This is a genomic window from Roseovarius nubinhibens ISM (genome assembly GCF_000152625.1).
Classification (GTDB): Bacteria; Pseudomonadota; Alphaproteobacteria; order Rhodobacterales; family Rhodobacteraceae; genus Roseovarius; species Roseovarius nubinhibens.
Genome location: NZ_CH724156.1, coordinates 3,332,873 through 3,345,376, shown reverse-complemented (window position 1 = coordinate 3,345,376; position 12,504 = coordinate 3,332,873). Strand labels below are relative to the sequence as shown.

The 12,504-nt window shown below is 63.6% G+C and carries 10 protein-coding genes; 6 read left to right on the top strand and 4 right to left on the bottom strand.

Features of this window, described 5'->3' with window-relative positions; translation table 11 throughout:
* Window positions 1-195: 195 nt before the first annotated feature.
* On the top strand, window positions 196-1,740 hold the full coding sequence (locus tag ISM_RS16080; protein WP_009815259.1) for a trimethylamine methyltransferase family protein: 1,545 nt from the start codon (window positions 196-198) through the stop codon (window positions 1,738-1,740).
* Here ISM_RS16080 and ISM_RS16075 read toward each other — a convergent pair.
* Window positions 1,695-2,066, bottom strand: coding sequence for a DUF6477 family protein (locus tag ISM_RS16075; RefSeq protein WP_040618167.1), 372 nt, complete (start codon window positions 2,064-2,066; stop codon window positions 1,695-1,697). The two genes, ISM_RS16080 and ISM_RS16075, sit on opposite strands and share 46 nt — an antisense overlap.
* A gap of 519 nt (window positions 2,067-2,585) precedes the next feature.
* Between ISM_RS16075 and ISM_RS16070 the strand changes: the two genes are divergently transcribed.
* Entirely contained in the window at window positions 2,586-3,365 is a 780-nt protein-coding gene (locus tag ISM_RS16070; RefSeq protein ID WP_009815256.1) for a DUF6456 domain-containing protein, read from the top strand.
* Here the strand turns inward: ISM_RS16070 and ISM_RS16065 are convergent.
* Window positions 3,362-4,087: a VIT1/CCC1 transporter family protein gene (locus ISM_RS16065; protein WP_040618166.1), complete on the bottom strand. Its 726-nt coding sequence runs from the start codon at window positions 4,085-4,087 to the stop codon at window positions 3,362-3,364. The two genes, ISM_RS16070 and ISM_RS16065, sit on opposite strands and share 4 nt — an antisense overlap.
* A 121-nt stretch (window positions 4,088-4,208) precedes the next feature.
* A complete protein-coding gene (katG, locus tag ISM_RS16060) occupies window positions 4,209-6,395 on the bottom strand; it encodes a catalase/peroxidase HPI (protein WP_009815254.1) in 2,187 nt (728 codons plus the stop codon).
* A gap of 157 nt (window positions 6,396-6,552) precedes the next feature.
* Between katG and ISM_RS16055 the strand changes: the two genes are divergently transcribed.
* Window positions 6,553-7,530, top strand: a complete 978-nt coding sequence (locus tag ISM_RS16055) for a hydrogen peroxide-inducible genes activator (RefSeq protein ID WP_040618165.1) — start codon at window positions 6,553-6,555, stop codon at window positions 7,528-7,530.
* Window positions 7,531-7,755: 225 nt separating this feature from the next.
* Window positions 7,756-8,712 (top strand): lipoyl synthase, encoded by a 957-nt coding sequence (gene lipA, locus ISM_RS16050; RefSeq protein WP_040618164.1) that lies wholly within the window; start codon window positions 7,756-7,758, stop codon window positions 8,710-8,712.
* Window positions 8,713-8,857: 145 nt separating this feature from the next.
* Here the strand turns inward: lipA and mepK are convergent, their stop codons facing one another.
* Window positions 8,858-9,427, bottom strand: coding sequence for a peptidoglycan L,D-endopeptidase MepK (gene mepK, locus ISM_RS16045; protein WP_040618163.1), 570 nt, complete (start codon window positions 9,425-9,427; stop codon window positions 8,858-8,860).
* 374 nt (window positions 9,428-9,801) lie between these two features.
* Between mepK and ISM_RS16040 the strand changes: the two genes are divergently transcribed.
* Together ISM_RS16040 and lpxD are read left to right on the top strand one after the other, a co-directional pair.
* Complete coding sequence (locus ISM_RS16040) at window positions 9,802-11,373, top strand: L,D-transpeptidase family protein (RefSeq protein ID WP_009815250.1); 1,572 nt, start codon at window positions 9,802-9,804, stop codon at window positions 11,371-11,373.
* 27 nt (window positions 11,374-11,400) lie between these two features.
* Window positions 11,401-12,492 carry a UDP-3-O-(3-hydroxymyristoyl)glucosamine N-acyltransferase gene (gene lpxD, locus ISM_RS16035; protein ID WP_009815249.1) on the top strand — a complete coding sequence of 364 codons (1,092 nt, stop codon included), beginning with the start codon at window positions 11,401-11,403 and terminating at the stop codon, window positions 12,490-12,492.
* The last annotated feature ends 12 nt before the right edge of the window (window positions 12,493-12,504 follow it).

The following is a 12,504-nucleotide window of genomic DNA, read 5'->3' as shown; positions in this document are numbered from 1 at the left end:
AGATATGCGGTGCGGCGGCAGGCAAGCGGCGGGTGGGTCTGTATTTTTGTCATTTTACGCCCCCTGAAAACGCCGAAATGTCGTTTTCGGTCGCCAAGGGGCGAATCCTTCCATCGGGACCCGCACAGGGTAGGATACATCCCCCTTCACCGGGCCATCGAGAGCGGCCGAGTGAGTTCAAGGGAACAAAAAGACATGACAGAAGCAGCAGCACGTCGGCGTGGACGCGGTGGTGGGGGCGCAGCGCGCCGGGCAGAACGGACCTCGATCCGGATTGAGACCGCCAAATATATTGAACGCAATATCCCCAATTTCGAAGTGCTGACCGAAGAGGCGCTCGAAGTGATCGAAACCAACGCGGAGATCGTGCTGGAAGAGGTCGGCGTCAATTTCGTGGACAACCCCGCAGCCCTTGAACGGTGGCGCAATGCCGGGGCCGATGTGACCGGCGAGCGGGTGCGCATCCCGCGCGGTCTGGCGCGCAAGCTCTGCTCGACCGCGCCGAGCGAATTTACCCAATATGCCCGCAACCGCGACAAATCCGTGGTCATTGGTGGCCGCAACATGGTGCTGGCCCCGGTCTATGGCCCGCCCTTCGTGCGCGATGCCGCCGGTGGCCGCCGCTATGCGACCATGGCCGATTTCGAGAAATTCGTGAAACTCGCCTATATGTCGAAATGGCTCCATCATTCGGGGGGCACCGTTTGCGAGCCCACCGATGTGCCGGTGAACAAGCGTCACCTCGACATGCTGATGGCGCATATGACGCTGTCGGACAAACCCTTCATGGGGTCGGTGACCGAGGCGAGCCGGGCGCAGGACAGTGTCGATATGTGCAAGATCCTCTTTGGCGAGGATTTCGTGCCCGAGAACACGGTGATGACCTCGCTCATCAACATCAACTCGCCGATGACCTTCGACGATGTGATGATGGGCGCGATGGAGGTCTATGCCGAGAACAACCAGGCCTGCATCATTTCACCCTTTATCGTGGGCGGGGCGATGGCACCTGTGAGCGTCGCGGGCACGCTGACGCAGGTTCTGGCCGAGGTTCTGGCGGGCGTGGCCTATAATCAGCTCGTGCGTCCCGGCGCGCCGGCGATCTTTGGCGCCTTTGTGAGCTCGATCGACATGAACTCGGGCGCGCCGACCTTTGGCACGCCGGAGGCCGCGCTCATCACCTATGGGGCGGGGCAGCTCGCCCGGCGTCTGGGTCTGCCCTATCGTTCGGCAGGGTCGTTCTGTGGCTCGAAACTGCCCGATGCGCAGGCGGCCTATGAGACGGCGAACAGTCTCAACATGGGTCTGCTGTCGGGGGTGAACTTTATGCTCCATTCCTGTGGCTGGCTCGAAGGCGGGCTGGTGGCGGATTTCGAGAAATTCGTCATGGATGCCGATCAGCTCGGCGTGCTGCACGGGCTGGCCAAGGGCGTGCCGGTGGATGAAAACTCGCAGGCGATGGACGCGATCCGCGAGGTCGGCCCGGGCGGGCATTACCTCGGCTGTGCGCACACGCAGGCGAATTTCAAATCGGCCTTCTGGAAGACCGAACTGTTCGACTACAAGCCCTTCGAGACCTGGGACGAGGAAGGCGCGCGGGATACGCGGGCGCTGGCGACGTCGCGGGTGGATCACCTGATCGCGAATTACCAGCAGCCCGAGATGGACCCGGCGATTGCCGAGGCGCTGGCGGGTTACGTGGCGCGCAAGAAAGAATCGATGCCCGACGCGTTTTCCTGATCGGGGGCAGGCGCGGGCGCGCGGTTCGGGTCGGGGGCAGTTTCCTCGATCAGGCCGATGCGGCGTGCCTCGTCCATCATGGCGATCAACAGGTCGAGATGATCGGCCACGCGATACCCAATCGCACCGAGACGGCGCTGAGCATTCAGCGCCGTTTCCTTTTCCATCAACCGGCGCAGCACGAGGCTGTTCTGGGCGGGCAGGGCCTGCCCCAGCAGGCGCGGCAGATGCGTGGCGCGGTGATAATCCCGCAGACCCAGACGGGCGGCGCGCAGCAACAGGCGCGGGCGGCTCAGGGCGGTGAATTCTTTTAATGTTTCAACCATCGTTGGTCCCTTTCCTTTGGGTGAGCCGCCAGTAAGGCACAGCCAAAAGTTGTGTTGCGCGAGGCGCTTGGGGAGCGAACGGTGGTCCTTCTGGTTGTTAACCGATCATCAACAATAGTTTCCGGACGGGAGACAATTAACGAACCGGTAAGAAATTCCTCTTTAGGTTGAGAAGGCGTGATTGTGGAGAAGTCTGTGGACAACAAGGCTGCAGCGATGATGCAGGGGACGGGACATGGAGGTTCAGCGATGGGCGAGGCGATCTGCGGCGGTGACATGGTTGCAAGCCTGCCCAACTGGGTTCCTGAGCCGGCCAAGCTCTATCTTCGGCATATAGAAACAGGTGCTCCGATCCGTGCGCTGGCCCGGGAAACGGGCTGTCACGCGTCGACAGTGCTGCGTCGTATTCGATCTTATGAGGCCCTTCGGGACGATCTTCTGGTGGATCAGGCGTTGCGACGTCTGGGCGCTGGGCTGGTCAAGTCAGGAGGCACCGGTTCTCCAGCCAAGGAGAGCGTGATGATACGGCCAACCCATCCCCCTGAACGGAACCTGAGCGATGAACGGCTGCAGGGCGAGGCGCTGCGGCTGTTGCGCAGGCTCTGCGAGCGTGGCGCGCTGATGGCGGTCGCGATGAGCATGGAAAAGGCCGTGGTGGTGCGAGAGACCGAGGCCGGGACGCAGACCCGCACCGCGGTCACCGATCGCGATGTGGCCGAGGCGATGGCGCTCAAGGGCTGGATCAGCTGTGACGCGCCGGGGCCGGTGTCGCGCTATTACATCACCGGGGCGGGGCGTGCGGCGCTGGGCGCGATGCTGGCGCATCTCGAGAGCAGTGCGATGGTGGACACGGACGCGGCGGAGGCGCGGCGCGATCCGGCGATGGCCCCGAGCGAGACGCCGCTTGCCGCGCTGTCGCGGCGGCGCGACAAGGAGGGCGGGCAGTTTCTGGCGCCCGAGCTGGTCCGGGTGGGCGAGCGGCTGCGCGAGGATTTCGAGCTGGCCCAGATGGGGGCGGGCGGGGCGGTGCCCGACTGGGGGCAATGTCTTGAGAGCGCCGAGACCGGGCCGGTGGGGATCAAGGGGCCGCGCGGAAGGGTAGAGGCGGCGCTGCGCGACCTCGGACCGGGGCTTGGCGATATTGCGCTGCGCTGCTGCTGTCATCTCGAGGGGCTCGAGAGTGCCGAGCGGCGCATGGGCTGGTCGGCGCGGTCGGGCAAGATCGTGCTGCGCATCGCGTTACAACGGCTCAAGCGGTTCTATGACGGGCTTGGCGATGAGGCGGCGATGATCGGCTAGCCGGCGACGACGAGCCCCACGCCATAGGCCACCACGGCACAGACCGCGCCGACGAGGATGGTTTCGCCGACGCTGCGGGCGATGGGTTCGCCCGTGGCGTTCCAGCGCAAGAGGCCGAGCGCGGAAAGCGCGCCAAAGGTCGTGGCGACCGACCACCAGAAGGCCTGTGGCGTGGGTTCCATCACGAAATAGGGCAAGAGCGGCACCGCGCCGAAAACCACGAAGGCGAGGAAGGTGAACAGCCCGCTGAGTGCCGGGCTGTCATCCTCGGGGTGGCTCATGCCGAATTCATAGGTCATCATCAGATCGGCCATGATCGAGGGATGCCGCGACAACAGTTCGGCGGCGGTGTCGGCCTCGCCGGGGGGCACGCCGCGCTGGCGCAGGATCTCGAAGAGCTCCATCCTCTCGTGATCGGGGTTCTCGGCGATCTCGCGCAGCTCGCTCTCGCGGCGTTTGCGGTAGAGGTCATGCTGGGACCGGAGCGAGAGAAATTCGCCAAGCCCCATCGAGACCGCATCGGCAAAGAGATTGGCGAGGCCAAAGACCAGCACCGCCAGACCACCGATCTGCAGCACGCCCTCGGCCGAGGCCCCGGCAAAGCCCGCGACGATGGCAAAGGTGGTGACGATCCCGTCATTGCCGCCGTAGATGATCTGTTTGAGAAATTCCTGCGTCCGGCCCAATGCGTGGGCGTCGCGCCGATGTGCCTGCCAGTCCATGATCGTGCTCTTGTCCTTGCCGCGCGGGGATCGCGCGCGGTGTAGCGGCCTCGCCGCTCCACGTCCAACGAAAAAGGGCGCCCCGGATGGGACGCCCCTGTGGTTTTTTGTCCCTTGGGGATCAGGCCAGATCGAAGCGATCGGCGTTCATCACCTTGGTCCATGCGGCGACGAAATCGCGCACGAAGCGGGGGGCGGCATCGTCCTGACCATAGAGTTCGGCCACGGCGCGGAGCTGCGAGTTGGAGCCGAAGACGAGGTCGTTGCGGGTGCCGGTCCAGACGGTCTTGCCGGATTTGCGATCCACCGCTTCGAATTCGGACTGTTTCTCATCCGTCGATTTCCACTCGATCCCCATATCCAGCAGGTTCACGAAGAAATCATTGGTGAGCTGACCCTCGCGGGTGGTGAGCACGCCATGTTTGCTGTCGCCATGGTTGGCGCCGAGCACCCGCAGACCGGCCACGAGCACAGCCATTTCCGGCGCGGTGAGCGTCAGAAGCTGGGCGCGGTCGATGAGCAGTTTCTCTGCCGGCACGTCGAACTTGCCATAGCCGTAGTTGCGGAAGCCATCGGCCACCGGCTCGAGATAGGCGAAGCTGTCGGTGTCGGTCTGCTCTTGGGTGGCATCGACGCGGCCCGGCGCGAAGGGCACCTCGACCGAGTGACCGGCGTCCGCTGCGGCCTTTTCGACACCCACCACACCGGCGAGCACGATCAGATCGGCGAGCGAGACCGCCTTGCCCGACTGGGCGCTGTTAAAGGCGGTCTGAACGCCTTCGAGCGTGTCCAGAACCTTGGCCAGCTTGGCCGGTTCATTGGCCTCCCAGTCCTTTTGCGGCGCGAGACGGATGCGCGCGCCATTGGCACCGCCGCGATGGTCCGAGCCGCGATAGGTCGAGGCCGAAGCCCAGGCGGTCGATACCATATCGGCGACCGAAAGACCGGTGGCCGCGATGTCCTTTTTGAGCTGGGCGATGTCGGAGGCATCGATCAGATCATAGTCGCGGGCGGGCAGGGGGTCCTGCCAGATCAGGTCTTCGGCGGGCACGTCCGACCCGAGGTAACGCGATTTCGGCCCCATGTCGCGGTGGGTCAGCTTGAACCAGGCGCGGGCGAAAGCATCGGCGAATTTGTCGGGGTTGGCATGGAAGTCGCGCGAGATTTTCTCGAAGCCTTCATCCATACGCAGCGACATATCGGCGGTGGTCATCATAGGCGCGTGCTTTTTGCTCGGGTCATGGGCGTCTTCGACCATGTGCTCGGGCTTGACGTCCTTGGCGATCCACTGATGCGCGCCTGCGGGGCTCTTGGTGAGTTCCCACTCATAGCCGAAGAGCACGTCGAAATAGCCCATGTCCCAGGTGGTGGGGTTGGGTTTCCAGGCGCCTTCGATGCCCGAGGTGGTGGTGTGCACGGCAAGGCCGCTTTCATAGCTGTTTTTCCAGCCAAGGCCCATGTCGGCCATGTCGGAGGCTTCGGGTTCTGGGCCGACATAGATCGGATCGCCCGCGCCATGCGCCTTGCCGAACGTGTGGCCGCCAGCGACCAGAGCGACGGTTTCCTCGTCGGTCATGCCCATGCGGGTGAAGGTGTCGCGCACGTCGCGGCCCGAGGCCACGGGATCGGGGTTGCCGTCGGGACCTTCGGGGTTGACGTAGATCAGGCCCATCTGCACGGCGGCCAGCGGGTTGTCGAGCTGACGCTCGCCCGAGTAGCGGCTGTTGGGCTTGTCCGAGGTGGCGAGCCATTCGGTTTCGGCGCCCCAGTAGATGTCTTCTTCGGGCTCATAGATGTCTTCGCGGCCCCCGGCGAAGCCAAAGACCTTGCCGCCCATGGATTCGATGGCGCAGTTGCCGGCGAGGATCATCAGGTCGGCCCAGGACAGGCGGTTGCCGTATTTCTTTTTGACCGGCCAGAGCAGGCGGCGGGCCTTGTCGAGGTTGCCGTTGTCGGGCCAGGAGTTGAGCGGCGCGAAGCGCTGGTTGCCGGTGTTGCCACCGCCGCGACCATCGGCGGCGCGGTAGGTCCCGGCCGAGTGCCAGGCCATACGGATGAAGAGCGGGCCGTAATGGCCATAGTCGGCGGGCCACCAGTCCTGGCTGTCCTTCATCAGGGCAAAGATGTCCTGTTTGACGGCGTCGAGATCGAGTTTCTTGAACTCTTCGGCATAGTTGAATTCGCCGCTCATCGGGCTCGGCGATTTGCCGTGCTGATGCAGGATCTTGACGTTGAGCTGGTCAGGCCACCAATCCTTGTTCGTGACCTGTTTCTTGGTTGCGAAAGGGCATTTGATATCGCCGTCCATGGGACCTCCGGTAGGTAGTGCGTGGGTTGGACCGCGTCTGACATGGGGCGCAGCGCCCGCCGTCAGATCTGGCCTTGGAATCGTTCTAAGCGGAGTTTCTGCGAGTGGGGCCATAAAATCCAATTGCAGTTTCTTCTTTTTTCGATAATCAAAAACTATGAACATTACATATCGACAAGTGACCTATTTTCGCGCCTTGGCGGCGCAGCGGCATTTTGGCCGGGCGGCGGAAATGGTGAATGTCTCGCAGCCGGCGCTGTCGGTGCAGATCCGCGAGATGGAGGCGCAGCTTGGCAAGCCTTTGGTGGAGCGGCAATCGCGGGATGTGGTGCTGACCCCGTTCGGGCGGCGCATTCTGGAACATGCCGAGCGGGTGCATCAGGAGATGCAGGCGCTCGAAGAGGCGGCGCGTTGGGAGGGAGGCCTGTCGGGGCGGCTGCGGCTCGGGATCATTCCGACCCTGGCGCCCTATCTGTTGCCCGACACGCTCGAGATGTTGCGGAGCCGGGATATTTCACTGGATGTTCAGGTGCTTGAGGGCAAGACCGCGCGGCTCTTGGCGGATCTGCAGGCCGGGCATCTCGATGCGGCGGTGGTGGCGCTGCCGGTGGAGGAGACCGGGCTTCATGCCGAGGATCTCTTTGAGGATCGGTTTCTCTTGGCGGGCAGCCCGGCGCGGATTGCAGCGCTTGGGGCGCGGGTCGAGAGCCTGCGCCCGGATGCCTTGGTGACCTCGCCTTTGCTGCTGTTGGAGGATGGGCATTGCCTGACCGAGCAGGCGCTGGAGCTCTGCCATCTGGGGCGCGGGCAATCTGGTCAATCTGGTCGTGCCTCGGGAGGCTCGGCCGGGCGGATTGATATGGGCGCGTCGTCGCTGGCGACGCTGACGCGGCTGGTGGCGGCGGGGTTCGGGCTCACCCTCATGCCCGAGTTGGCGGCGCCGACCGAATGCCGCGCCGCGCCGGGGGTGGAGCTTTGCCGATTTGCCGCGCCCGAGCCGGGGCGGCGGATCGCGCTGGTGCGCCGCAAGGGCACGCAGGGCGGGGACTGGTTTGCCGAGCTGGCGCAGGTGCTGCGCGATGTGGGCGAGCGGCTGGTGACCGCGACGCGGGAGCCGCCACATGCGCTCGGCTAGGTCCGATCTGCCCCCCCCCCTAAAAGCAAGACGCCCCGACAACCCAAAAGAGCCGCCGGGGCGCGCCACATAACGCGCACAACTTATGAGGACTTGAACGGTGGGTACTCGTTAAAAACATGCCCGTCATGCAGCGACTGCAATCCAGGCGAGCGCGACTGGCACTTCCCACCGCCCATCACTATACTTAGAGATAGTTATCAAATGATTGGCGGGGAAATTCCTGTGCGCGACCTCAAATTGCCGGACCAGCGGCACCCGGAAAAAGCCCATAGGCCTGACAACGCGCAGCCCAAGAAACCCAAGTGGATCAGGGTCAAAGCGCCGGTCGGCAAGGGCTATATGGAGACCCGGAAGATCATGCGCGATCACAAACTTGTGACCGTGTGCGAAGAGGCCGGATGCCCGAATGTCGGCGAATGTTGGAATCAGGGCCACGCCACGATGATGATCATGGGCGAGGTCTGTACCCGCGCCTGCACCTTTTGCAACATCGCCACCGGCAAGCCGCCTGAGGATCTCGATCCGTTCGAGCCGGGGCGCGTGGCCGATGCGGTGCAAAAGCTCGGGCTTAATCATGTGGTGGTGACCAGCGTCGACCGCGATGACGTCAAGGATGGCGGGGCCGAACATTTCGCCCAGACGATCCGGGCGATCCGGCATCGCAGCCCGGGCACCACGATCGAGATTCTGACGCCGGACTTCATCAATTGCGATCCTGCGGTGCTCGAACTGGTGGTCGAGGCCAAGCCGGATGTGTTCAACCACAATCTCGAAACCGTGCCGGGGCTCTATCCCGAGGTGCGGCCGGGGGCGCGGTATTTCCATTCGCTGCGGCTCTTGCAGCGGGTCAAGGAGATGGACCCGTCGATCTTTACCAAGTCTGGAATCATGGTGGGTCTCGGGGAGACGCGCCAGCAGGTGCATCAGGTGATGGATGACATGCGCGCGGCGCAGATCGATTTCCTGACCATCGGTCAATATCTGCAGCCGACGCCCAAACATCACACGCTGGACCGGTTCGTGACGCCCGAGGAATTCGCGGCTTATGAGAAGGCGGCGAAGGGCAAGGGGTTCTTGATGGTGTCGGCGACGCCGCTCACCCGGTCGAGCTATCACGCGGGCGATGATTTCGCGCGGCTGCGCGAGGCGCGGGAACGGGCGCTGGCGGCGGCCTCCTGAGCCGCCTCCCTGTCCATCGAATTTTACGGAAAGAAGTGGCGCCGTCCCCCCGGGGGCGGCGTTTTCTATTTCGCATTTGAGGGATTGGCGCATAAAAAAACCGGCCCCGAGGGGCCGGCGCTTTCCTTGGAGGGAAAATCTTGGATCAGCCGTTCCAGCTGCGCAGGTCGCCACAATCCATGTGGACGAAGTTCGAGCGGTAGTAGCGGCCAACGCCACCGGCACGGCAAGATTGCGCGGCTTGGCTCAGCTGTGCGACCGAGCGCGAGCTGAGACGGAGATCAGCGGCCTGGCCTGTGATGTGGAGGGATTGGCGCGCCACGTTGCGCGAGCGCGAGCGGAGCATCGCGTTGGTCTTCGAGCTGCGGTAGCCCGAGAGCATTTTGTAAGGTTCGGTGGTGTCGACCAGCGCATGCGCGGCGGCCATGATGTCGATGGTGCGGGTGTCGATGGGTTTGACCGCATCGAGACGCCAGTCGCGCATGAAGTAGGAGATTTCCTGCACCGCGTCTTTGATATACTCGCCTTCGATCCAGTAGATCGTGTCGATCTGTTCGCCTGTCCGGCTCGAGACCATCTTGAGGCGGCGAATGTCGCCCGCGCCCCGAAGAAAGCCTGCTGCGTTGGAGTATGTAGGAGCCGCTGCCAGGGTGGTTGCTGCAAAAGCTCCCAAGAGGGCGCGCCGTGTCACGCCGGTCTTTGTGAATTCTGTCATATGTACTGCGCCTGTCCGTCGCTTGCCTGTGCTCCGCTGTGCCGCGGAGGCGTTCATCTCATCCCCAGATGCGAGACTAGCTATGACATATAAAGAATCGGTAACCAACCCAGTTTTCTTTTGTTCCCGGCATTCAAGGGGATTTGGGCATATTTCCGCGCATTTCCCGATCCGCGTGGCGGATTTGCCCAGAGGCGATGCAGCGGTGCCGCAGCCTGTCGGCAAATTGCGGGCGAGGGCAATTTGACGTGGACTTTCGCCCTAGTGTTTAGATGATGGACAACCGAGTGTCGCCCAAAAGTTAACGCGACAACGAAGACGGGGATATGATGTTTAAGACTGCTGCTGCATTTCGATTTACGCGTTTTTTCTACATGATTGCTTTTGTCGCGGCGGGGCTGGTTTTGACCAGCGACCGGGCCGCGGCGCAGGTCACGGCCTATAAGCAGGCGGTGGCAGAGGCGGCCGCCCGCGACGATGATCTCTCGGCCTTTTACCGGGCGAATGATTACCGGGGCATCTGGACCAATGACAGCGAGGCGGACCGCACGCGGCGTCGGGCGCTGTTTGAGGCCTTCGATCTGGCCGAGGCGCATGGGCTGCCCCGCGAGCGGTATCGCGAGCTGGAGCTGATGACGATGATCCGGTCGGCGCGGTCGCCGCGCGAGATCGGCATGCTCGAGGTGGAGCTGAGCCGCACCATGCTATTGCTGGCGCGGGATCTGCAGACCGGGATGCTCGTGCCCGCCAAGGTCGACCGCGAGATCGTCCGGCAGGTGCCTTATCGCAGCCGCGTCGCCCATCTGACCAATTTCTCGACCAGCAATCCGCGCGGGTTTTTCCGGAGCCTGCCGCCGAAGAACGCCGAATACAGCCGTCTTCTGCGCGAAAAACTGCGGCTCGAGGCGCTGATGCTGCAGGGGGGCTTTGGCCCGGAAGTGCCTGCCAAATCGCTCAAACGCGGCCAGTCGGGGCCGGCGGTGGTGGCGATGCGCAACCGTCTCGTGATCATGGGGTTCATGCCGCGCAGCGCGTCGCAGGAGTATGATGCCAAGCTTGCCGAGGCCGTGCAGGCCTTTCAGGCGGCGCATGGTCTCGTGGCGGATGGCGATGCGGGGGCGGCCACGGTGGCCGAGATCAACACATCCGTCGAGACGCGGCTCAAGTCGATCCTCGTGGCGATGGAGCGCGAACGCTGGATCAACCAGCCGCGCGGCGACCGTCATGTTCTGGTGAACCTCACCGATTTCAGCGCCCGGATCGTCGATCATGACGAGGTGACCTTTCAGACGCGCGCGGTGATCGGGCTCAATGATAGCGACCGGCGCAGCCCGGAATTCTCGGATGTGATGGAATATATGGAGATCAATCCGACGTGGAATGTGCCGCGCTCCATCACCGTCAAGGAATACCTGCCGCAGATGCAGCGCAACCCGAATGCGGCTGGGCATCTCAAGCTCTATAACAGCCGTGGTCAGCAGGTGAGCCGGGCCAATGTGAACTTTAACGCCTATACGGCGCGGACCTTTCCCTTTGCGCTGAAGCAGCCGCCGTCGAACCGCAATGCGCTCGGTCTGGTCAAGTTCATGTTCCCGAACAAATACAACATCTACCTGCATGACACGCCCGCCAAGAGCCTGTTCCAGCGCAACAAGCGGGATTTCAGCCATGGCTGTATCCGGCTGCAGGATCCGTTCGATTTCGCCTATGCGCTTCTGGCGCGGCAGGAAGAGGACCCCAAGGGCTTTTTCCACCGGGTGCTGAACACCGGGCAGCAGACGCAGGTGCGGCTCAAGAAACAGGTGCCGGTGCATATTATCTACCGCACCGCGTTCACCCAGGCCAAAGGGCCGATGCAGTACCGCAACGATGTCTATGGCCGTGACGCAAGGATATGGTCGGCGCTGCAACAGGCAGGGGTTTCACTGGCGGCGGTTCGCGGGTAAACCGGGCCCCGAATGACGGGGGTACGCATGTCCTATACGATAGCCGAAATTGCTGCATCACTTGGGGCCGAGGCCTTTGGCGATACGAGTCTTCGCATTGCCCGGCTGGCCGAACCTGCGGATGCGGGGCCGGATGATCTGGCTCTGGCCACCAAGCCCGCCTATGCCGAGGCGCTGCCGCAGGGCAAGGCGCGGGCGGCGATGCTCTGGGATGGGGCGGATTGGCAGGCGCTGGGCCTCAAGGCCGCGCTGATTGCGCCGCGTCCGCGATTTGCGATGGCGGGGCTCACCGCGATGATGGATCCGGGCGAAGGCTGGGGCGAGGGGGTTCACCCCTCGGCGGTGGTTGATGCCACGGCCGAGCTCGGCGACGGCGTTACGGTCGGACCGCTGAGCGTGATCGGCGCGCGGGCGCGGATCGGGGCGGGCACGCGGATCGGCCCGAATGTGACCATCGGGGCGGAGGCGCAGATCGGCGACAGCGGGGTGATCCGCGAGGGCGTCAAGATCGCCGCGCGGGTGCGGATCGGGGCGCGGGTGTTCATCCAGCCCGGGGCGGCCATTGGCGGTGACGGGTTCTCCTTTGTCACGCCCGAGGTCTCGGGGGTCGAGCAGGCGCGGGCGTCGCTCGGCGATCAGGGCGAGGCCACGGCGCAGAGCTATGTGCGCATCCATTCGCTGGGCTCGGTGCGGATCGGCGATGATGTCGAGATCGGCGCCAATGCCACCATCGACCGGGGCACCATTCGCGATACCGAAGTGGGCGACCGCACCAAGATCGATAATCTGGTGATGGTGGCCCATAACGTGATCGTCGGCAGCGATACGTTGCTCTGCGGTCAGGTGGGGATTGCCGGGTCGACCCGGATCGGCAGCAATGTGGTTCTGGCCGGTCAGGTGGGCGTCAGCGACAATATCACCGTGGGGGATCGGGTCATCGCCGGGGGCGGCACCAAGATCCTCAGCAAGGTGCCCGCAGGGCGGGTGATCCTGGGCTATCCGGCCGTCAAAATGGACACCCATATCGAGATGTATAAGCATATGCGCCGCCTTGGCCGCCTGTTTCAGGACGTGGCCGGGCTCAAGAAAGCTGTTTCCAAGACAGCTCAGACCGACTAAATCAGCGCAAAC